This is a genomic window from Halomonas sp. HG01, from assembly GCF_000968715.2.
GTDB lineage: Bacteria > Pseudomonadota > Gammaproteobacteria > Pseudomonadales > Halomonadaceae > Halomonas > Halomonas halophila.
Map to the genome: position 1 here is coordinate 2,733,006 of NZ_CP022134.1, position 22,180 is coordinate 2,755,185.

General features: G+C 68.6%; 17 protein-coding genes. 6 read left to right on the plus strand and 11 right to left on the minus strand.

The genetic code is table 11. The features are described from left to right. Nucleotides 1-1,113 (minus strand): AI-2E family transporter, encoded by a 1,113-nt coding sequence (locus UN84_RS12990; protein WP_046077969.1) that lies wholly within the window; start codon nt 1,111-1,113, stop codon nt 1-3. Between the two features lie 171 nt (nt 1,114-1,284). Between UN84_RS12990 and UN84_RS12995 the strand changes: the two genes are divergently transcribed. Then, complete coding sequence (locus UN84_RS12995; RefSeq protein ID WP_046077970.1) at nt 1,285-2,094, plus strand: SIMPL domain-containing protein; 810 nt, start codon at nt 1,285-1,287, stop codon at nt 2,092-2,094. Between the two features lie 274 nt (nt 2,095-2,368). On the opposite strand, the gene serS is transcribed toward UN84_RS12995, so the two are convergent. Beyond that, on the minus strand, nt 2,369-3,646 hold the full coding sequence (gene serS / locus UN84_RS13000) for a serine--tRNA ligase (protein WP_046077971.1): 1,278 nt from the start codon (nt 3,644-3,646) through the stop codon (nt 2,369-2,371). 169 nt (nt 3,647-3,815) lie between these two features. On the opposite strand from serS, the gene UN84_RS13005 reads away from it, so the two are divergent. From UN84_RS13005 to UN84_RS13015, 3 genes are all read left to right on the plus strand, one after another. Beyond that, entirely contained in the window at nt 3,816-7,082 is a 3,267-nt protein-coding gene (locus UN84_RS13005) for an FAD-binding and (Fe-S)-binding domain-containing protein (protein ID WP_046077972.1), read from the plus strand. Between the two features lie 37 nt (nt 7,083-7,119). Further along, nucleotides 7,120-7,317, plus strand: a complete 198-nt coding sequence (locus UN84_RS13010) for a DUF2905 domain-containing protein (protein WP_046077973.1) — start codon at nt 7,120-7,122, stop codon at nt 7,315-7,317. A 103-nt stretch (nt 7,318-7,420) separates the two neighbouring features. Beyond that, nucleotides 7,421-9,247, plus strand: a complete 1,827-nt coding sequence (locus tag UN84_RS13015) for a cation:proton antiporter (protein ID WP_035598834.1) — start codon at nt 7,421-7,423, stop codon at nt 9,245-9,247. Between the two features lie 77 nt (nt 9,248-9,324). On the opposite strand, the gene eat is transcribed toward UN84_RS13015, so the two are convergent. The 3 genes from eat to UN84_RS13030 all read right to left on the minus strand — a co-directional run bounded on the left by eat (nt 9,325) and on the right by UN84_RS13030 (nt 13,098). Next, nucleotides 9,325-10,776, minus strand: coding sequence for an ethanolamine permease (gene eat, locus UN84_RS13020; RefSeq protein ID WP_046077974.1), 1,452 nt, complete (start codon nt 10,774-10,776; stop codon nt 9,325-9,327). Nucleotides 10,777-10,867: 91 nt separating this feature from the next. After that, the gene (eutC, locus tag UN84_RS13025) at nt 10,868-11,692 is read right to left on the minus strand and encodes an ethanolamine ammonia-lyase subunit EutC (RefSeq protein ID WP_046077975.1); all 825 of its coding nucleotides are present in this window, start codon (nt 11,690-11,692) and stop codon (nt 10,868-10,870) included. Beyond that, nucleotides 11,689-13,098, minus strand: a complete 1,410-nt coding sequence (locus UN84_RS13030) for an ethanolamine ammonia-lyase subunit EutB (RefSeq protein WP_046077976.1) — start codon at nt 13,096-13,098, stop codon at nt 11,689-11,691. Before UN84_RS13030 ends, eutC begins: the two co-directional genes overlap by 4 nt. Before the next feature lie 234 nt (nt 13,099-13,332). Between UN84_RS13030 and UN84_RS13035 the strand changes: the two genes are divergently transcribed. Beyond that, a complete protein-coding gene (locus UN84_RS13035; RefSeq protein ID WP_046077977.1) occupies nt 13,333-14,244 on the plus strand; it encodes a helix-turn-helix domain-containing protein in 912 nt (303 codons plus the stop codon). A 75-nt stretch (nt 14,245-14,319) separates the two neighbouring features. On the opposite strand, the gene trpC is transcribed toward UN84_RS13035, so the two are convergent. From trpC to UN84_RS13060, 5 genes are all read right to left on the minus strand, one after another. Beyond that, nucleotides 14,320-15,126 carry an indole-3-glycerol phosphate synthase TrpC gene (gene trpC / locus UN84_RS13040; RefSeq protein ID WP_046077978.1) on the minus strand — a complete coding sequence of 269 codons (807 nt, stop codon included), beginning with the start codon at nt 15,124-15,126 and terminating at the stop codon, nt 14,320-14,322. 37 nt (nt 15,127-15,163) lie between these two features. Then, nucleotides 15,164-16,183: an anthranilate phosphoribosyltransferase gene (gene trpD / locus UN84_RS13045; protein ID WP_046077979.1), complete on the minus strand. Its 1,020-nt coding sequence runs from the start codon at nt 16,181-16,183 to the stop codon at nt 15,164-15,166. Between the two features lie 32 nt (nt 16,184-16,215). After that, entirely contained in the window at nt 16,216-16,800 is a 585-nt protein-coding gene (locus UN84_RS13050) for an anthranilate synthase component II (RefSeq protein ID WP_046077980.1), read from the minus strand. Nucleotides 16,801-17,106: 306 nt separating this feature from the next. Beyond that, a complete protein-coding gene (gene trpE / locus UN84_RS13055) occupies nt 17,107-18,594 on the minus strand; it encodes an anthranilate synthase component I (RefSeq protein ID WP_046077985.1) in 1,488 nt (495 codons plus the stop codon). 218 nt (nt 18,595-18,812) lie between these two features. After that, nucleotides 18,813-19,508, minus strand: a complete 696-nt coding sequence (locus tag UN84_RS13060; protein ID WP_046077981.1) for a phosphoglycolate phosphatase — start codon at nt 19,506-19,508, stop codon at nt 18,813-18,815. 290 nt (nt 19,509-19,798) lie between these two features. On the opposite strand from UN84_RS13060, the gene UN84_RS13065 reads away from it, so the two are divergent. Then, a complete protein-coding gene (locus UN84_RS13065; protein ID WP_035598856.1) occupies nt 19,799-21,094 on the plus strand; it encodes an NAD(P)/FAD-dependent oxidoreductase in 1,296 nt (431 codons plus the stop codon). 239 nt (nt 21,095-21,333) lie between these two features. On the opposite strand, the gene UN84_RS13070 is transcribed toward UN84_RS13065, so the two are convergent. Further along, complete coding sequence (locus UN84_RS13070) at nt 21,334-22,179, minus strand: mechanosensitive ion channel family protein (RefSeq protein WP_046077982.1); 846 nt, start codon at nt 22,177-22,179, stop codon at nt 21,334-21,336. Nucleotide 22,180 lies beyond the last annotated feature (1 nt).

The window sequence follows — 22,180 nt, forward strand, 5'->3', positions numbered from 1 at the left end:
TCAGTCGGCGCTCGTCTTCCCCTTCACCTTGTCGCGCTCGGAGGGCGGGCGATTGGCCGTCTCGAGGGGCGCGCTGCCCGAGCCCAGCAGATGGGCGATCCAGCGTGTCTGGGGATGGCTGTCCAGCGCGATCTTCAGGGTCATGGTCAACACCACCGACAGCAACATGCCCACCGCCCCGAAGATCCAGCCCCACACCACCAGCGACAGGAAGGCGACGAAGGTCGAGAGCCCCAGCGCCCGCCCCATGACCCGCGGCTCGACCAGGTTGCCGAGCACAAAGTTCACGCCCAGGTAAGCACCGCTCAGCATCACCGCCTTGAACATACCGCCGTCCGGCGACACCAACAGCAGCAGCACCGGCGGCACCGCGGCGATGGCCGAGCCGATGTTGGGGATATAGTTGAGGGCGAAGGCCAGCACCGCCCACAGCAGCGGGAACTCGACCCCGATCAGCTTGCAGGCCAGCCAGATCAGCGCCCCGGTGGCCAGGCTGATGACCGTCTTCACCGCCAGGTAGCGCTTCAGCGTCATGCTGAATTCCTGGAACCGGCGCAGACTCGGCGCCGGGTTGACCAGCGCCCGAGACACCTTGTCGCGGAAGTTCAGCGTCTCGAACAGCAGGAACATCACCAGCAGCGCCACCACCACGCTCTGCATCATCAGATTGCCGACCTGACCGAGCAGCGCCGGGATCCAGTCGCCGAGCTGCTGGGCATCCACCAGCTCGGCCAGCCGGTCGGTGTCGATGGCCAACCCCAGGCTGGCGAGGCCGTCGAGCAGGCTCAGGTAGTACTGATTGAGCTTCTCCTCTATGCCCGGCAGGGCATCGACGAAGGTGCCGACGCTGTTGACCAGCAGCAGGCCCAGCAGCGACAGCAGTCCACCGATCACCACCAGCGTCAGCCACACCGAGAGCCGCAGCCCGAGCCCCAGGCGATTCAGCCAGTGAACCGGTCCGGTGCACACCACCGCGATGAACACCGACAGCAGCAAGGGCACCAGCAGGCTGGAGCCGACCCGCATCCCGGCGACGATCACCACCAGGGCGGCCAGCGCCAGCGTCAGGTTAAGGGGTATGCTGCTCGGGGTATCGTTCTCGGGTGCCGCCATGCCGCCCACTCCGCCATAGAAAAGACCGCCATCATGACGCCTGGCGCCTCGGCGCACAACGCGGCGGAAAGCCGTCAACGTGCAAGCTCTAAGGAAACCGCCGACACCAAGGAACCCGGGCAATGCTGACGGCTCAAAGCGAACGAACCCATCGCCGATAAGGAAAGTCTCATGCGCCACGTTCGTCGCACCGTCCGCGGTCTCCCCCCTGCCCGCCTCTCGGGCGGCCTGCTCGCCCTGGCCCTCGCCACCCTGCCGATGACCGCCGCCGCCAATGGCCAGCCCGCGCCGCGTCGCCTCGACGTCCAGGCCCGCGCCGAAGTCGAGGTGGTGCCGGACCAGGCCACGCTCAGCTCCCGGCTGTGGGAGCGCACCCCGGCCATCGCCCAGCGCGACGCCAGCGGCGGCGATGCCCTGGCGCTGAGCCAGGCTCGCAGCCGGCTCGAGGAGCGCGCCGCCACGCTGATCCAGGCGCTCGAGGCGGCCGGCGTCGATCGCGATGCCATCAGCGCCGGCTCGCTACGCGTGCAGCCCGAGATGATTCGCGAATCCAGCGGCCCCGACGGCGAGACCGAGACGCTCTCGCGCACCCGCCTCGAACGCCCCATGGAAGTCGAGATCCACGAACTCGACCGGCTGCCGACGATTCTCGACGCCCTCACCGAGGCCGGCGTCGACGCCCTCGACGGCGTCACCTACGACCTCGCCGATCGCGACGCGGCCACCGACGAGGCCCTGAACCAGGCCCTTCAGCGTGCGAAGCACAAGGCCGAGCTGATGGCCGGCACCCTCGACGTCGAGCTGGGCGACGTGCTGTCGGTCAGCGAGAACCAGGCGCCGGTGTTCCAGCCGCGGATGATGGCGATGAGCGCCGATGCGCGGGAAAGCGGCGGCGCCACCGAGTATCGCCCCGGCACTCTCTCCATCGACGCCGCGGTCAGCGTCAGCTGGGAGATCGAGGGGCCACAGGGTGAGGAGTAAGGGGTAAAGCTGCAAGCTGCAAGCTGCAAGCTGCAAGCTGCAAGCTGCAAGCTGCAAGCTGCAAGCTGCAAGCTGCAAGCTGCAAGCTGCAAGCTGCAAGCCAGCAGCGTGAATCGTCCGCCGCAAAAGAAAACCCCGAAGGTGGAAGCCTTCGGGGTTTTCTTGTAGCTCGGCGCTTGTAGCTCGGCGCTTGTAGCTCGGCGCTTGTAGCTCGGCGCTTGTAGCTCGGCGCTTGTAGCTCGGCGCTTGTAGCTCGGCGCCTGCCGCTCGAGGCTTAGACGTTGATCGTCTCGACGCCGCCCATGTAGGGCCGCAGCGCCTCGGGCACCGTGATCGAGCCGTCGGCGTTCTGATGGTTCTCCATTACCGCGATCAGGCAGCGGCCCACGGCCAGGCCGGAGCCGTTGAGGGTGTGCAGCAGCCGCGGCTTCTTCTCGTCGGGATGACGGAAGCGGGCCTGCATGCGACGGGCCTGGAAGTCCTCGCAGTTGGAGACCGAGGAAATCTCGCGGTAGGTGTCCTGGCTCGGCAGCCAGACTTCCAGGTCGTAGGTCTTGGCGGCGCCGAAGCCCATGTCGCCGGTGCACAGGGTCACCACGCGGTACGGCAGCTCCAGCGCCTGCAGCAGCGCCTCGGCGTGGCCGCGCATCTCCTCCAGGGTGTCGTAGCTGGTCTCGGGCTCGACCAGCTGCACCATCTCGACCTTGTCGAACTGGTGCTGGCGGATCATGCCACGGGTATCGCGGCCGTGGGAGCCGGCCTCGCTGCGAAAGCACGGCGTGTGCGCGGTCAGGCGCATCGGCAGCCGCTTGTGCTCGAGGATCTCGTCGCGGGCGAAGTTGGTCAGCGGCACCTCGGCGGTGGGGATCAGGCGATAGCCGCGCTCGTCCTCCAGGCGGAACAGGTCCTCGCCGAACTTGGGCAGCTGGCCGGTCCCGTACAGCGAGTCGTCGTTGACCATGTAGGGGACGTAGCACTCCTCGTAGCCGTGCTCGAGGGTCTGCTTGTCGAGCATGAACTGCGTGAGCGCACGGTGCAGGCGGGCGATGGTGCCGCGCATCACCGCGAAGCGGGCGCCGGTCAGCTTGGAGGCCAGATCGAAGTCGAGCTGGCCGGTCCGGGCGCCCAGGTCCACGTGGTCGCGGACCTCGAAATCGAAGCTGCGCGGCGTGCCCCAGCGGTGCAGCTCGACGTTGTCGTCCTCGCTCGCGCCCTGGGGCACGCTCTCGTGGGGCAGGTTCGGCAGGCCGCTGATCTGCTCGTCCCACACGGCCTGCAGCTCGGCCAGGCGCGCCTTGGCGGCGTCCAGGCGCTCGCCCAGGTCGCTGACCTCGTCGAGCAGCGGCTGAATGTCCTCGCCGGCGGCCTTGGCCTTGCCGATCGCCTTGGACCGGGTGTTGCGCTCGTTCTGCAGGCGCTCGGTCTCGGCCTGGAGCTCCCGGCGCCGGGATTCGAGGTCGGCGAGACGAGCGGTGTCGAGGGCAAAGCCCCGGGTGGCCAGTCGTTGGGCGACCATCTCGAGGTCGCCGCGCAGCAGTTTGGGATCGAGCATGGAATCCGGTCCGTCGCAGTCGGTGAAATCAACAAACGCAAGGCGGCCATTGTAGGCAAAAGCCCGCCCCGGCGCCACGCGCCAGGATGCGTGTTGCGGCCCGTCGCGGTACAGTAGGGTTTCCTTCTCCCCCTGCCCCGCGCGGCAGCGACAGCGACCGAAAAACGCCATGATCGCCAGACTGGACACCGGGCGCCTCAGCGCCTCCGACCGTTCCAACGCCCCCTACCTGCACTTTCTCGAGGCCCTCGCGGACGCCGGCTTCGAGGGCGAGATCGCCCCCGACTACGCCAACCGCACGGTGCTGGCCACCGACAATTCGATCTACCAGCGCCTGCCCCAGGCGGTCATCTATCCGAAGAATGCCACCGACCTGGAGCGCCTGGCCCGGCTGGCCGCCCGCGACGAGTTTCGCCGGGTGGCACTCGCCCCGCGCGGCGGCGGCACCGGCACCAACGGCCAGTCGCTGACCGACGGCCTGGTGGTCGACGTCTCGAAGCACATGACCGCCATCCTCGACATCGACGTCGAGGCCCGCCGGGTGCGCGTCCAGGCCGGCGTGGTCAAGGACCAGCTCAACGCCGCGCTCAAGCCCCACGGGCTGTTCTTTGCCCCGGAGCTCTCCACCTCCAACCGCGCCACCCTCGGTGGCATGATCGCCACCGATGCCAGCGGCCAGGGCAGCTGCGAGTACGGCAAGACCCGCAACCACGTGCTCGAACTCGACAGCGTGCTGCTCGGCGGCGAGCGCCTGGTCACCCGCCCGGTGGACGACGACGAACTCGAGGCGCTGTGCCAGCGCGACGACGCCGTGGGCCGGGTGCACCGCATGGCCCGCGAGATCATCGACACCGAGCGCGAACGCATCCGCGAGACCTTCCCGCCGCTCAACCGCTGCCTGACCGGCTACGACCTGGCGCACCTGCGCACCGAGGACGGCAAGTTCGATCTCAACAGCGTGCTGTGCGGCGCCGAGGGCTCGCTGGCCTTCACCAGCGAGGCGGTGCTCAACGTGCTGCCGATCCCGAAGCATTCGACCCTGGTCAACGTGCGCTACGCCGGCTTCATGGACGCCCTGCGCGACGCTCGGGCCCTGATGTCCAGCAGTCGCTCTTCACCAGAGCAGCCGCAGGCGCGCCCCACCTCCATCGAGACGGTGGACGACAAGGTGCTGGGCCTGGCCCAGCAGGACTTCGTGTGGGACAGCGTCGGCGAGTTCTTTCCTGACACCGGCGACACGCCGACCCACGGCATCAACCTGGTCGAGTTCAACGACGACGATCCCGAGCGTCTGGCCGCGCGGGTCGCGTCTTTCTGCGCGCACCTCGCCGAGGACGACAGCGTCATCCGGCTGGGCTACACCCAGGCCGTGGGCCGCGAAGCGATCACCCGGGTCTACGGCATGCGCAAGCGCGCCGTGGGCCTGCTCGGCAACGTCCAGGGCGAGAAGCGCCCGCTGCCCTTCGTCGAGGACACCGCGGTGCCGCCTGAGCATCTGGCCGACTACATCGCCGAGTTCCGCGCCCTGCTCGACGCCCACGGCCTGGCCTACGGCATGTTCGGCCACGTCGACGCCGGCGTGCTGCACGTGCGCCCGGCGCTGGACATGAAGGACCCGGCCCAGGAAGCGATGATCCGCGAGATCTCCGACGAGGTCGCCGCGCTGACCCAGAAGTACGGCGGCCTGCTGTGGGGCGAGCACGGCAAGGGTGTGCGCTCGGAATACGCGCCGGCCTTCTTTGGCCCGCTCTACCCGAGCCTGCAGCGGCTCAAGGGCGCCTTCGACCCGCATAACCAGCTCAACCCGGGCAAGATCGCGACGCCGCTCGCTCTTTCCAAGCCGCCCGAAGATGCGGCGCTCGCTAACCCGCCCGAAGACGCGGCGCCATCTATCCCGCCCGAAGACGCGGGTAGGGCCCAGGCTTCCGCTTCCGAGCCGACAACGCCGAGCGACGACGAGCAGGCCGTGAAGTGGGTCGACCCGGACCTGCTGGCCATCGACGGCGTGCCGACCCGCGGCCAGCATGACCGCCGCATCGACGAACGGGTCTGGCAGGCCCACGGCGACGCCGTCTACTGCAACGGCAACGGCGCCTGCTACAACTACGATCCCGACGACGCCATGTGCCCGTCGTGGAAGGCCACCCGCCAGCGCATCCACTCGCCCAAGGGCCGCGCCAGCCTGATGCGCGAATGGCTGCGCCTGCAGGGCGAGGCCGGCGTCGACGTGCTCGAGGCCTCGCGCGACGCCCGACGCGGCGGCGCCTTGGGCGCGCTCAAGGCCTTCCCCGGCAAGCTGAAGAACACCCTGGCCAAACGCCGCGGCGAGGACGACTTCTCCCACGAGGTCTACGACGCCATGGCGGGCTGCCTGGCCTGCAAGTCCTGCGCCGGCCAGTGCCCGGTGAAGGTCAGCGTGCCGACCTTCCGCTCACAGTTCCTCGAGGTCTATCACGGCCGCTATCTGCGTCCGCCCCGCGACTACCTGATCGGCGGGCTGGAGTTCATGATGCCGGCGCTGTCCCGCATCGCGCCGCTCTACAACGCCGCCCTGGACAGCCGCTGGGTCAGCCGCCTGCTGGCCGGTCCCGTGGGCATGGTCGACAGCCCCAAGCTGTCCCGGGCGCGCCTGGACAAGCAGCTCACGGCCTGGGGCGTGGCGCCGGCCACGCCGACCACCCTCGGCCGGCTCACCGAGACGCAGAAGGCCAACAGCGTGGTGCTGGTGCAGGACGCCTTCACCAGTCACTTCGAGTCCCGGCTTGTGATGGACGTGGTCGAGCTGCTCGAGCGCCTCGACGTGCGGGTGTTCGTCGCGCCCTTCTCACCCAACGGCAAGCCGCTGCACGTGCAGGGCTTCCTCGGCGCCTTCGAGCGCACCGCCGAGAAGCAGGCCGAGCGCCTGCGGACGCTGGCCGAGTTCGGGGTGCCGCTGGTCGGCATCGACCCGGCGATGACCCTGACCTACCGCCAGGAGTACGTGAAGGCGCTGGGCGCCGACGCCGTGCCCGAGGTACAGCTGCTGCCCGAATGGCTGAGTGAGCGGCTGGCCGAGCGAGCGCCCGAGCTGGCACCGCAGGGCGCCAGCCTCGACGATCCCGGCTACCGGCTGCTCGCCCATTGCACCGAGAAGACCAACGCCCCGGGCACGCCCAAGGCCTGGCAGCGGCTGTTCGCCGCCTTCGGCCTCGAGCTCGAGGTGGTCGCCACCGGCTGCTGCGGCATGTCCGGCACCTACGGTCACGAGGCACGCAACCTCGAGACCTCGAAGACCATCTACGCCCAGTCCTGGCAGCCGAAGGTCGAGGACCCGGCCAACGCCGGCCGGCTGCTGGCCAGCGGCTACTCCTGCCGCAGCCAGGCCAAGCGCCTCTCGGATGCCGCCCTGCCCCATCCGCTGCAGGGGCTTCTGAGCGCCATCAGGCGGGCCACCTGAAGGCGGCCTTCACTCCACCCGGCCCGGAGGCGAGACCATGTCACGCACGCTGATCGTCATCGGCCTGCTGCTGTTCGCCGCCGGGCTGCTGTGGCCCTGGCTCGGTCGGCTGCCCCTGGGGCAGCTGCCGGGCGATATCCTGATCCGCCGCGGCCACACCACCTTCTACCCCCTCACCAGCATGCTGCTGATCAGCGCCATACTGACGCTGCTGCTGTGGCTTTTCCGACGTTGACGCGTTATCGACGTTATTCATCGCTTCCATCGATTGCATGTCGGGGCCGGCGACGCTAGGCTGCGCGCCCTTTAACCCAACCCTGACGAGAGAGCGAACGACCATGGAGCATGCCGGTTTCGACCTGGCGATGATCGGCCTGCTGGCGCTGATCTGCCAATGGCTCGCCTGGCAGCTGAAGCTGCCCGCCATCCTGACGCTGCTGGTTGCCGGCATCGCCGCCGGCCCGGTCACGGGTCTGCTGAACCCCGATGCGCTGTTCGGCGACCTGCTGTTCCCGCTGGTCTCGCTGGCGGTGGCGGTGATCCTGTTCGAGGGCAGCCTGACGCTGAACTTCCGCGAGCTCGGCGGCCACGGACGCACGGTGCGCCGGCTGGTGACCTGGGGCGCGCTGATCACCGGCGTCATCGCCACCGTGGCCGCCCGGCTGCTGCTGGACCTCTCCTGGGAGATGGCCAGCGTGCTGGGGGCGCTGCTGGTGGTCACCGGCCCCACCGTGATCCTGCCGATGCTGCAGACGCTGCGCGCCCGCGAGCACCTGACCCAGATCCTGCGCTGGGAAGGCATCCTGATCGATCCCATGGGCGCCATCGGCGCGGTGCTGGTCTACGAGTTCGTGGCCCTGGGCGCCGGCGGCGAGGCGGCCACCCAGACGTTGATGGTGTTCGCCCAGACGGCGCTGATCGGCTTCGGCCTCGGCATCGCCGGCGGCTGGTGCTGGGGCCTGGTGCTTCGGCAGCACTGGCTGCCCCACCAGCTGCACAGCTTCGGCACCCTGATGCTGATGCTGACGCTGTTCACCGTCTCCAACCAGCTGTTCCACGAGTCGGGGCTGCTCACGGTGACGGTGATGGGTGTATGGATGGCCAACATGCGCGGCGTACCGACCCGCCCCATCATCGAGTTCAAGGAAACCCTCTCGGTGCTGCTGATCTCGGGGCTCTTCCTGCTGCTCGCCGCGCGGCTCACCGTGGAGCAGCTGGCGCTGCTGAGCTGGCCGACCTGGATCTTCCTGCTGGTGCTGGTGGGCGTCGCCCGGCCGCTGTCGGTCTGGCTGTGCACCCTGGGCAGCAACCTGGCATGGCGCGAGAAGGCGCTGCTGGCGTTCATCTCGCCGCGCGGCATCGTGGCCGCCGCGGTGGCCTCGCTGTTCGCCCTGCGCCTCGAGGAGGAAGGCATGCCCGGGGCCGAGATGCTGGTGCCGGTGACCTTCCTGGTGATCATCAGCACCGTGGTCAGCCAGAGCCTGCTGTCGCGCCCCCTGGCCCGCTGGCTGGGCGTGCAGCGCCCCTCACCCAACGGCGTGCTGATCATCGGCGCCAACGCCGTGGCACGCCAGCTGGCCTGCAAGCTACGCGACGCCGGCGTCAGCGTGGTACTGGCCGACAGCAGCTGGGACGCCATCCAGCTGGCCCGCAACGAAGGCCTGACCACCTACTACGGCGACCCGCTCTCCGAGCACGCCGCCCAGCACCTGGAGCTCAGCGGCATCGGCTACCTGCTGCCGCTCTCGCCGTACCGGGAGCTCAACGACCTGGCGGCGCTGCACTTCGAGCACCTGCTGGGCCGCGATCGGGTCTTCCGCCTGGCGGTGGACGAGGGCCGTCGTGGCAACCGCCCCCAGGGCCAGGCGCTGGATCATCTGCCGCTGCTGTTCGGCCGCGACGTCACCTTCGCCAAGCTGTCGCGCCTGGTGGCGGAAGGTGGCGAAGTGCACCTGGAGCGCTGCGGCGAGAAATTCCGCATGGAACCGCTGCGGCAGGGACACGCCGGCCGCTGGCTGCCGATGATCTGCATCGGCCCCGCCGGACGGCTGCGCCTGGCGACGGCCGAGACCGGCCTGTCGCCCAAACGCGGCGACACCCTGATCAGCCTGGTCTACGCCGACTCGCCCAAGCACTCGCTGCAGACGGTCGCCAGCCCGATCTAGTCGCGCTCGTCGCCTGCACGGATGCAGCGGGGCCGCCCAGATGGGCGGCCCCGCTGCGTTATCGGCCGGCTTCAGACTTACCCTGCGGGGCTGGGCCTGGTGTCGGTCTCGGCATCGGTGCCGCCGCTGGCCTCGAGGCTCTCCTCGGCGTCCGCCACCAGCGCGAACTCCTCCTCGGCGGTCTTCGCCACCAGGGTGTTCCTGCTGTACAGGAAGAAGTAGGCCGCACCGAGTGCGAACAGCCCCAGGGTGTAGAGGAAGGCCCGCGGATCGAAGGCATACACGCCGGACAACGCCACCAGCGACAGCACCAGGGCCACGCCGGAGGTCAGGATGCCGCCGGGCGTCCTGTAGGGGCGCGCGAGCTCCGGGCGCTTCACGCGCAGCAGGATATGGCTCAGCGCCATCAGCGCGTAGGACACGGTGGCGCCGACCACGGCCATGCCCAGGATCAGGTCACCCTCGCCGCTCAGCGAGACCAGGAAACCGAACACGCCCGGCACCACCAGCGCCCAGGTCGGTGCCTTGCGGCGACTGGTCAGCGACAGCATCTTCGGCAGGTACCCGGCCCGGGACAGGGCGAAGACCAGGCGACTGTAGCCGTAGATGATCGAGAAGAAGGAGGCGACCAGCCCGGCCAGGCCCAGCACGTTGACCAGAGTGGCCAGCGTCGGATGATCGGCGGCCTTGAGCGCGTCGACCAGCGGCACGCCGCTCGCGCCGATGGCGCCGGCCCCGGCGGCCCCTGCCAGCAGCACCACCACCAGCACCGCCGTGACCAGCAGGAACAGCATCGCGCCGATGATGCCGCGGGGCACGTCACGGGCCGGGTTCTTGGCTTCCTCGGCGGCCAGCGGTACGCCCTCCACCGCCAGGAACAGCCACATGCCGAACGGCAGCGCGGCCCACACCCCGGCCCAGCCGAAGGGCAGGAAGGCGCTGGCGCCGGCGGCATCGCTGGGCGCGATGTCGAACAGGTTGCTGGCATCGAAGACGCCGAACAGTGCCAGGGCGGTGGCCAGGATGGCGAACACCGCCAGGCCACTGATCATCATCATCACCTTGAGCGCCTCGCCGGCGCCGGTCAGATGGATGCCGATGAACACCGCGTAGAACAGCGCGTAGATCGCGGGGCCGTTGAGCCCCAGCAGCTCCTCCACCGCGGCGCCGATGAAGATGACGATGGCCGCCGGCGCCAGGGCATATTCGATCAGCACCGCCAGGCCGGTCAGGTAGCCGCCGGCCGGGCCCATCGCCTGGCGGGCGAAGCTGTAGCCGCCGCCGGCGGCGGGAATCGCCGCCGACATCTCGGCCAGCGACAGCACCAGGGCGAAGTACATCAGGCCCATCAGGACGGCGGCGATGACGAAGCCGCCCCAGCCCGCCTCGGCGATGCCGAAGTTCCATCCGGCGAAGTCGCCGGAGATCACATAGGACACGCCGAGGCCGGCCAGCAGCAGCCAGCCGGCGCTGCCCTTCTTCAGCTGTCGTTTGGCCAGGTAGTCCTGGTCCAGGGTCGCGTCGTTCATCGGGTCACCTTTGCGCTGTTGTTATGAAATCGCGATGTGATGTCGGTCGTGAGGTTGCGGTGGAGCATGGCGGGTGCGACACCCGCCGGTGTCAGGAGGTCAGGAAGTTCTGGACGCTGCCCGAGGACGCGATGACGTCGTCCTGGGTACGATCCTTGAGCTGCACGCCGGACAGGCCCCTGGCCCGGGCCTCGCGCAGCAGGTACATCAGCCGGCGGCTGGCCTCGTCGAAGACGAAGCCCGCCGGACGCACGTTGGAGATGCAGTTGCGGGCGGCATCGTTGAGCCCGACCCGCGGCCCCCAGGTCAGGTAGAGGCCGAGGCTGTCCGGCGAGCTGATCCCCGGACGCTCGCCGATCAGCACCAGCACGGCGCGGGCGTTGAGGCCCTCGCCGATCTCGTCGCCGATCGCCACCCGGCCCTGCTCGACCACCGTCAGCGGCGCCAGCGACCAGTCCTGGTCGTCCTCGGCCAGTGCCTGGGTCAGCGCCTCGAGGAAGGGCGGCGCGTTCTGCTGCACCGCCAGCGACGACAGCCCGTCGACCACGGCGATGGCCAGATCGACGGCGGGACGCGGCGCGTCGTCGGTCTCGGCCAGCCGCTCCCGGGAGGCCTCATCGAGGCGCCGACCCAGGTCCGGACGCTGCAGGTAGGTCTCGCGGTCGGCCGCCCGGCTGTGCAGGCGATGGATCGACTGACCGGTCTTCAGGCCGTCGAGGTCGCGGCACAGCGCCTCGACGTCCAGCGGCAGATTCACGGCATCCTGGGCGCGGGCATGGGCCAGCTGGAACTCCAGCGAACGCCGGGTGGGCAGGCTGGTGCCGGCGCGGCCGAGGCCGATGCGCGCGTCGGTGAACTCGCGCAGCCGATGCCAGGGGTTGTCGATGACGCCATGGGTGGGAGTCGCATCGCTCATCGCGCACCTCCCTCGGGCAGGCGGCTCAGCGGACGGGCGAAGGCGTCGGGCAGCCGGCCGCTGGGACGATGGCGGGCCACGTCCTCGAAGATCGCCATCTCGTCCAGCCAGCGTTCGAACTCCGGGGCCGGCGACAGGTCGAGCACCCGACGCGCATAGAGGGCGTCGTGGAAGGAGGTGGTCTGATAGTTGAGCATGATGTCGTCGGAACCGGGGATGCCCATGATGAAGGTGCAACCCGCCGCGCCCAGCAGGGTCAGCAGGTTGTCCATGTCGTTCTGGTCGGCATCGGCGTGGTTGGTGTAGCAGATGTCGCAGCCCATGGGCACGCCGAGCAGCTTGGCGCAGAAGTGATCCTCGAGGCCCGCGCGGATGATCTGCTTGCCGTCGAACAGGTACTCGGGGCCGATGAAGCCGACCACGGTGTTGACCAGCAGCGGCTCGAAGTGACGGGCCACGGCGTAGGCGCGGGCCTCACAGGTCTGCTGGTCGAGGCCGTGATGGGCGTTGGCGGACAGCGAGCTGCCCTGCCCGGTCTCGAAGTACATGACGTTGTCGCCCACGGTGCCACGCTGGAGGCTGCGGGCGGCGTCCCGCGCCTCGCCGAGGGTGGCGAGATCGAAGCCGAAGCTCTCGTTGGTGGCCTGGGTGCCGCCGATGGACTGGAACACCAGGTCCACGGGGGCGCCCTGCTCGATCGCCTCCAGGGTGTTGGTGACGTGGGTCAGCACGCAGGACTGGGTGGGAATCGAATACTTCTGGATCACCTCGTCCATCAGCGTCATCAGCTTGATGCTCTGGGCGACGTTGTCGGTGGCCGGGTTGATGCCGATCACCGCGTCGCCGTTGCCGTAGAGCAGGCCGTCGAGGATGCTGGCGGCGATGCCGGTGGCATCGTCGGTGGGGTGATTGGGCTGCAGCCGGGTGGAGAGCCGCCCCGGCAGGCCGATGGTGTTGCGAAAGGCGGTGGTCACCCGGCACTTGCGGGCGACGAGAATGAGGTCCTGGTTGCGCATGATCTTGCTCACCGCGGCGGCCATCTCCGGAGTGATGCCGGCGCGCGCCCGGGCGATCGCCTCGGGCGTGGCGAGATCGCTCAGCAGCCAGTTGCGGAAGTCGCCCACCGTCAGGTGTCGAATCGGCGCGAAGGCGGCGGCGGCGTGAGTATCGACGATCAGGCGGGTGATCTCGTCCTCGCCGTAGGGCACCAGATGGTCCTCGAGGAAGGTAGAGAGCGGCAGCTCCGCCAGCGCCATCTGGGCCACCACCCGCTCCTCGGCGGACTCGGCGATGACGCCGGCCAGCCGGTCGCCGGAACGCGCCGGCGTGGCCTTGGCCATCAGCTCGGCGAGACTCGCGAAGTGATAGCGCCGATTTCCCAGCGTATGGTGATAGGCCTTGGCCATGAGCGTCTCCTGGTCGAGCGTTCGGGCCGCCGCGAGGCGCCGGAACGGAACGAATGTTGCTTCATGAAAGGGTAACGAGGGCGCCAAGGCCGGCGTTATCGATTTCCGGCAAAAGCCAATAGTTCAATACCAACAACAACTTACCCCATAGAGCACCGTAAAGGGCCGGGGCAGAAGGAGTGACGCCGCGTGTCACAGACGATTCGAACCGCCGAGAGCGCACCAAGGAAGTGCATGTGGGAGGCCTGGGATGCCAACGAGCACGCCCACAACCTGACGGACTGGTCCCAGGAATACGACCAGTTCGGCCAGGGCGGCTTCTACGGCCGCATCGACGAGGTCCACCTGCCGGCGATGCAGGTGTTCAAGGAATACACCAGCCATGCGCTGGGCCAGCAGTGCAACGTCTGGCCCGACTCGCTGTGGCTCGGCATTCCGGTCGACGAACGCAGCTGCCGCATCAACGGTCACGAGGTCGGCGAGCGGGAGATCATGTGCCAGCCCGGCGACCGCGACTTCGAGCTGGTGACCCCGGACGGTTTCGGCATCTACGGGCTGGTGGTCGGCCGCGAATGGCTGGTCCGGGCGGGCGGCGAGGCGGCACGCCCGCTGCTGGACGCCGATCCGGAGCGGGTGATGCGCCTGAAGCTGCCACACCGGACGCGCCGGGCCACGACCTTCCTGATCGAGCGCCTACTGGGCCTGCAGGGCGAAGGGCTCGCCCCCCAGGTGCATCAGGACATCCTCGGCCTGGCGCTGCAGGAGATCCTCCACGAGGAGACGCCCAATACCGAGCGCCCGCCCAGCTACCGTCACCGCCGCCAGGTCGTGGACGGCATCCGCGACCATCTGGAGAGCGGTGCGGCGCTGCCGGTCAGCCTCGACGAGCTGTGCGAGATCGCCCACGTCAGCCAGCGCACCCTGCGCTACAGCTTCAGCAGCATCCTCGGCATCAGCCCCATCCAGTTCCTGCGTCTGACGCGGCTCAACCGGGTGCGCCGCCGCCTGTGCGAGCCAGACACCAAGACCACGGTGAGCCAGGCGGCGGCCGACTGGGGGTTCTACCACCTGGGGCAGTTCGCCCGGGACTACCGCCGGCTGTTCGGCGAATCCCCCTCCGCCACCCTGGTCCGGCACCGCCACTGACGCAGCGGCGCGCCCTGAAACCACGACGCCCCCGGCGATGAATCGCCGGGGGCGTCGTGCTGCGTCGAAGACGCGCTAGTAGAACAGGCGGCGCAGCGCCTCGCCGGGATCGTCCTCGCGCATGAAGGCCTCGCCCACCAGGAAGCCGTGGACGTCGTGCTCGCGCATGCGCAGCACGTCGTCGCGGCTGTGGATGCCGGACTCAGTGACCACGGTGACGCCGGCGGGAATCCGCGGCAGCAGGTCCAGGGTGGTCTCGAGGCGGGTCGCGAAGGAGTGCAGGTCGCGGTTGTTGATGCCGACCAGCGACAGGTCCAGCGCCAGGGCGCGCTCCAGCTCGGCGGCATCGTGGACCTCGACCAGCACGTCCATGCCGAGCTCGGTGGCCTGGCGGTGCAGGTCCGCCAGCCGGGCGTCGTCCAGGGCGGCGACGATCAGCAGGATGCAGTCGGCACCGATGGCCCGCGCCTCGCTGACCTGGTAGCCGTGGGTGATGAAGTCCTTGCGGATCACCGGCAGCGAGCAGGCCTCCCGGGCCTCGACCAGGAAGTCCTCATGCCCCTGGAAGAAGTCGGCATCGGTGAGCACCGACAGGCAGGCGGCACCGCCCGCGGCATAGCGGGGGGCGATTTCGGCCGGACGGAAATCCTCGCGGATCACGCCCTTGGAGGGCGACGCCTTCTTGACCTCGGCGATCACCGCCGGATCGCCGTCGCGAATGCGCGCGTCCAGGGCCGTCACGAAGCCGCGCGGCGCGGACTGCAGGCCAGCCAGGCGCAGCAGCTCGTCCTCGGACACGGCCTGGCGGCGCTCGGCGACCTCGGCGTCCTTGCGCGCCAGGATGCGGGTCAGGATGGTCGGAGTAGCGTTGGATGCGGTCATCGAAGAGTCCTGAGCGGATGAGTCCCTGAATGGGCGACTACTGGGCGAAGACGCGAGTGAAGTTGGCCAGTTCCCTGAGCTTCTCGCGGGCCAGCTGGCAGTCCTGGGCGTCCTGCGCCAGGGCCACGCCTTCCTTGAGGGTATCGGCGACGTCGGCGGCATACAGCGCCGCGCCGGCGTTGAGCGCCACGATGTCCGCCGCCGGCCCCTCGCCGATCAGCGCCTGCTCCACCAGCCGCAGGCTGTCCTCGGCGGTCTTCACCTTGAGGGCGTCGAGGTCGTGGCGGGCGATGCCGAAGTCCTCGGGGGCGATGGTGTACTCGTGGATCTCGCCGTCCTTGAGCTCGGCGACCCGGGTCGGCGCGGCCAGCGAGATCTCGTCGAGGCCGTCCTCGGCGCAGACCACCAGCACGTGCTCGCTGCCCAGGCGCTTGAGCACCTCGGCCATCAGCGGCACCAGCTCGGCGGAATAAACGCCGAGCAGCTGGCGGCTGGCGCCGGCCGGGTTGGTCAGCGGGCCGAGGATATTGAACAGGGTACGCACGCCCATCTCGCGCCGCGCGGTGATGGCATGGCGCATGGCGGGATGGTGGTTGGGGGCGAACATGAAGCCGACGCCCACGTCCTCGATGCAGCGCGCCACCTGGTCGGCGTCCAGATCGAGGCCGATGCCGGCCACGGCGAACAGGTCGGCGCTGCCCGACGACGACGACACCCCGCGGTTGCCGTGCTTGGCCACGTGGGCGCCGGCGGCGGCGGCCACGAAGCTCGAGGCGGTGGACACGTTGAACAGGTTGGCGCCGTCACCGCCGGTGCCAACGATGTCGACCACGTTCTCGACGTGCAGCGTGACCGGCGACATCAGCTCGCGCATCACCTGGGCGGCAGCACTGATCTCCTCGGGGGTCTCGCCCTTCATCGCCATGCCCATCAGGAAGGCGGCGATCTGGGCGTCGCTGGCCTCCCCGGTCATGATGGCGGTCATCAGCGCATGGGTCTGGTCGAAGCTGAGGTTCTCGTGGCGCATCAGGGCACCAAGGGCTTCCCGCATCTGCATGGCCGTCGTCTCCTTGTGGCAGTGTCAGCGATTCAGCGACGCTTGAGAAAGTTGGCCAGAAGCTCGTGGCCCTGGCGGGTCAGGATCGATTCCGGATGGAACTGGACGCCCTCGATGTCGAGCTCGCGGTGGCGCATGCCCATGATCAGTCCCGGCGTCACGTCGTCCGCGTCGGTCCAGGAAGTGACCTCCAGGCACTCCGGCAGGCTGTCGCGATCCACCACCAGCGAATGATAGCGGGTCACCTCCAGCGGATCCTCGAGGCCCTCGAACACGCCCTGGCCCGTGTGGCGGATGCGCGAGGTCTTGCCGTGCATCACCTGCGGGGCGCGGCCTACCCGGCCGCCGAACACCTGGCCGATGGCCTGGTGGCCCAGGCAGATGCCGAGGATCGGCAAGCGACCGGCGAAGTGGCGGATCGCCTCCATGGAGATGCCCGCCTCGTTGGGCGTGCAGGGCCCCGGCGACACCACCAGGTGGCTCGGCGCCAGCGCCTCGATCTGCTCCAGGGTGATGGCATCGTTGCGATGGGTCACCACCTCGGCGCCGAGTTCGCCGAGGTACTGCACGACGTTGAAGGTGAAGCTGTCGTAGTTGTCGATCATCAGCACGGACATGGCGATAGGTCCTGATTTCCTTGGCTTGGATTCGTGATCCGGTGATTGTTACCCAGCATCTTGCCCGGGGCGGCGCGTCGGGCTGGCCAGCCGTGCAGGGATCGATAGACACAAAAATGCCGCCCTGACGGCGGCATTTTTTTCGGTCGCAAGCGTGCCGCCCCTTCGCTCAGGAGCGCCACCACGCCATCGGGCCGAATGTCTGATCTGGTACGTTCATGATCATCATAGTGCTCGCCGGCGGCCGGCCGTGTCAAGACGCCCGGGGCCCGCGGTGACGGGGCCTCGCGCGCACTCCGGCGGGACTTACTCGAGATTGTCCAGGCCCCGCTCGGCCATGGCCACGGCGCGGAACAGCGCGCGCCCCTTGTTCAGGGTCTCCTGCCACTCCATCTCGGGCACGGAATCGGCCACCACGCCGGCACCGGCCTGGACGTGCAGCTCGCCGTCCTTGATCACCGCGGTGCGGATGGCGATGGCGGTGTCCATGTTGCCGTGCCAGGACAGATAGCCCACGGCCCCGGAGTAGACGCCGCGCTTGACCGGCTCCAGCTCGTCGATGATCTCCATGGCGCGGATCTTCGGCGCCCCGGAGAGCGTGCCCGCCGGGAAGGTCGCGCGCAGCGCGTCCATGGCGGTCAGCCCGGGCCGCAGCTTGCCGGTGACCTGGGACACGATGTGCATGACGTGGGAATAGCGCTCGACGGCCATGTTGTCGGTGACGGTCACCGAGCCGGTCTCGCAGATGCGGCCCACGTCGTTGCGCCCCAGGTCGATCAGCATCAGGTGCTCGGCGCATTCCTTGGGGTCATTCAGCAGATCGGCCTCGAGCGCCTGATCCTCGGCCTCGGTGCGGCCGCGCACGCGAGTGCCGGCGATCGGGCGTACGGTGACCTCGCCCTCCTCGAGGCGGGTCAGGATCTCCGGCGAGGAGCCCACCACCTGATGATCGCCCAGGTCGAAGTAGAACATGTAGGGCGAGGGGTTGAGGCTGCGCAGCGCGCGGTACAAGTCCAGCGGCGGCGCCTGATAGGGGATCGACATCCGCTGGGAGGGCACGCACTGCATGATGTCACCGGCCAGCACGTATTCCTTGATCGTCTCCACCGCCGACTTGAAGCCTTCCTCGGTGAAGCCGGAGGTGAAGTGCCCCTCCTCCACCGCCCGGCCGCCGGTGCCGGGGCTGTGGGCGTCCAGGACCGCGCCGCGCAGCCGTTCCTCGAGGCGCGCCAGGCGCGCCACGGCACCCTCGTAGGCCTCGGGCTCGGCCGGATCGGCGTGGGTCCATAGCGTCAGGCGGCCCGACAGGTTGTCGAACACCACCAGGTCGTTGCAGACCATCAGCAGGATGTCCGGCACGCCGAGAGGATCGGGCTTCTCCACCCCGCGCAGGCGCGGCTCGATGTAGCGGATGGTGTCGTAGCCGAAGTAGCCCACCAGCCCGCCGTCAAAGCGCGGCTGGTCGTCGAGGCGCGGTACCTTGAAGCGTGCCTGGAAGGTCTCGATCCAGGCCAGCGGGTCCTCGACCTCGGTCACGCCCTGGGTCTCGCCGTCGACGATGTGCGTGACCTGGAAGCCGCGCACCTCGATGCGTTCCTGGCACGGCAGGCCGATGATCGAGTAGCGCCCCCACTTCTCGCCGCCCTGCACGGACTCCAGCAGGAAGGTCCAGGGCGCGTCGGCGAGCTTGAGGTAGGTGGACAGCGGCGTGTCGAGATCGGCCAGCACCTCGCGGGTGACCGGAATGCGGTTGTAGCCGTCCTCGGCCAGGGACTGGAAGCGTTCGGGGGTCATCATGGGCCCGTATCCTCGATGAAGGGTGTGCGACGGTGAAGCGACGACGGTCGCCCCGGAAGGCGCCGTTTCAGGAAGCGAGCGTCACCATCGCCAGCCGCCGAGCAGGCCGGTAGCACGGTGAAGGCGGGGAAGGGTCGAGGATACGAAAAAGGCCAGCATGATGCGGGGTTCCATCGGCAATGGCGGAATCGTATATAACGAAAAATAATCAATTATTACATCGTTATAGCGCAATTCGATTTACAGTAAACGAGTTGTGCCAGCGATTCAACCGTGGCATCCGGCCCGCTGGCCGCCACCGGTTCACCGTGGTTATAGCCGTACGGCACGGCCAGGGTGCGAAAGCCCGCCGCCCTGCCCGCAGCGATGTCATGGCGCGAATCGCCGACCATCAGGCAGCGACCGGGGGCGACGCCGAAACGCTCGGCGACGTGGGTCAGCGGCAGCGGGTCGGGCTTGCGGCGCGGCAGGCTGTCGCCGCCCAGGCACAGCGAGAAATGCCCGGCGATGCCGGTGGCCTCGAGGATCGGCGCGATGAAGGCCTCGGGCTTGTTGGTCACCAGCACCAGCCGTTGACCGCTGGCGGTGAGTCCCTCCAGCGCCTCACGCACACCGGGATACAAACGGGTTCGCGCACAGGGCGCCTCGCCGTAGCGCGCCAGGAAGCCCTCATGGGCGGTATCCAGAAACGCCGTGGCCGGCGCCTCACCAAGGGCGTCGGTGAGCGCCCGCTCCACCAGCACGCGCGAGCCGTTGCCGACCCAGTCGCGCACCTTGTCCTCACCGGGAGCGGGCAGCGCCAGGTCACTCAGGGCGGCGTCCACCGCCGCGGCGAGATCGGGCACCGAGTCCACCAGGGTGCCGTCCAGGTCGAAGGCGACCAGGGTGATGCCTTCCAGGCAGGGGTGCATGGGCGAGCCTCTCCATGTCAGGGTTAGCGTGGCCCCGCGGCCGTCGAGCACCGGCCCGGGGCACTGAAAGTAATATTACGGAAAACATAGCGCCTTTTTCCTGTCGCCCATAGGCAGGCGAAGGTCGCAGCGTTATGCTGAAACCAGCCGTTGCCGACTACAGGGCATGCCCCCTACCTCGGCCGGACGCCGACGACGCCTGCCGTGACGCCCGACCGCCGTATCGAGGCGAGCCCTGACCCGGGCAACTCTTTGCCACGTCCCTTTTATGCATTCAGTCAGGAGACTCCATGACACTACCACGCATCGTGGTGGTCGGCGGAGGTGCGGGCGGACTCGAGCTGGTGACCCGGCTCGGCCGCAAGCTCGGCAAGCGCAAGCGTGCCGAGATCGTGCTCGTCGATCGCAACCCCACCCATATCTGGAAACCGCTGCTCCACGAGGTCGCCACCGGCGCGCTGGATTCCGGCCTCGATGAAATCTCCTATCAGGGCCATGCCCGCGCCAACGGCTATCGCTTCCAGCTGGGCACCCTCACCGACCTCGACCGCGACGGCCGGACCCTGACCCTGGCCCCGGTGCTGGACGACGACGGCGAGGAGGTGCTCCCCGCCCGCACCCTGCCGTATGACGAGCTGGTGCTCTCACTGGGCAGCGTCAGCAACGATTTCGGCACCCCCGGCGTGGCCGAGCACTGCCACTTCCTCGACAGCCCCCACCAGGCCGAGCAGTTCCGCCAGGCCATGCTCAACGCCTTCCTGCGCTACAACGCGCCGCAGGAGCCCTCGGCGAAGATGGTCGTCGGCATCGTCGGCGCCGGCGCCACCGGCGTGGAGCTGGCCGCCGAGCTCTACGGCGCCTCCGAGATGCTCAACAGCTACGGCTTCACCACCCTGGACAGCGATCATCTCGAGGTCCACCTGATCGAGGCCGCCCCCAAGGTGCTGCCCGCCCTGCCCGAGCGCATCAGCGGCGCCGTGCACGACGAGCTGGAGCGTCTGGGCGTGAACGTGCACGTCGGCACCCGGGTCACCGAGGTGAACGACGAGGCCATCATCACCGCCGACGGCGAGCGCATCGACATCGACCTGGGCGTCTGGGCGGCCGGCATCAAGGCCCCGGCGCTGCTCTCCGAACTGGGGCTCTCCACCGAGCGCAACCATCGCCTCAAGGTCGACGCCACCCTGCAGAGCCTCGACGACGAACACGTCTTCGCCTTCGGCGACTGCGCCAGCTGCCCCCAGGCGGACGGCTCCACGGTGCCACCGCGCGCCCAGGCGGCCCACCAGCAGGCCGACCGCCTGTACAGGAACCTGCTGGCGCGGCTGGACGGCAAGCCGCTCAAGCCCTTCGTGTTCCGCGACCGTGGCTCGCTGATCTCGCTGGCCCACTTCGACGCCATCGGCAGCCTGATGCGTGGCGCCTCGGCGCGCAGCCTGTTCATCGAGGGCCACCTGGCCAAGTTCTTCTACGCCTCGCTCTACCGCATGCACCAGCGGGCGATCCACGGCACGCTGAAGACCGGCCTGATGGTCGTCGTCGACGGCCTCAACAAGTTTCTCAAGCCGCGCCTCAAGCTTCACTGAGGGGAAACACCGATTGATTGCTGCGCTCGATATCTCGGCCGCCGGCGCTGTCGATGCGTCGAACCGTCGCCATCCTCATGTAGCAGGCTACACTCCGGTGGCTGCGCTTCGGCGCCGGCCGACCTCTCATCGCTCGCGACATCAATCAGAGCTTCCCTGAAACGGAGGGACTTCTTTCCAGCCAAACGACACGGGCCCCGGCAAATTGCCGGGGCCCGTGTCGTTTCCGAGCGTTAGACTCAGCGCTCGAGGCTCGCCTCGCCGTCCTTCTCGGGATGGTGATAGACGTGCACGTCGCGCTGCGGGAAGGGAATGCTGATGCCCTCGGCGTCGAAGCGGCGCTTGATCTCCTCGGTCATCTCCCAGTAGACGCTCCAGTAGTCCGCGGCCTTGACCCAGGGACGCACGATCCAGCTGACGGAGGAGTCGCCCATGGCGCTCATGCGGATGTTGGGCGCCGGGTCGGCCAGCACGCGAGAATCGTCGGCCACCACGCCTTCCAGCACCCGGCGCACGACGTCGATATCGTCGTCGTAGCCGACTCCGACCACCAGGTCCACCCGGCGGGTGTCGTGGCTGGAATAGTTGGTGATGGCACCGCTCATCATCTGGCCGTTGGGCACGATGATCTTGCGGTTGTCCGCGGTCCTCAGCTCGGTGGTGAAGATCTGCACGTCGTCGATGGTGCCGGCCACCCCGCCGGCCTCCACGTAGTCGCCGATCTTGTAGGGGCGGAAGATGATCACCAGTACGCCGGCGGCGAAGTTGGCCAGCGAGCCCTGCAGCGCCAGCCCCACCGCCAGGCCGGCGGCACCAATCACCGCGATCAGCGAGGTGGTCTGGATGCCGACCTGGCTGATCGCCGCTAGCACCACGAACACCATCAGCAGCGCGTAGAGAATGTTGCCCAGGAACTTGACCAGCAGCGGGTCGAGCTTGCCGCGCTGCATGGCCTTGATGCTGAGCGAGTGCAGCAGCTTCACCACCCAGCGGCCGACCACGAAGATCGCCAGCGCCGCCACCAGATTGACGGCCAGATTCGTGCCCTGAAACTGCACGAAGTCGATGATTCCTTGAAGGTCCATA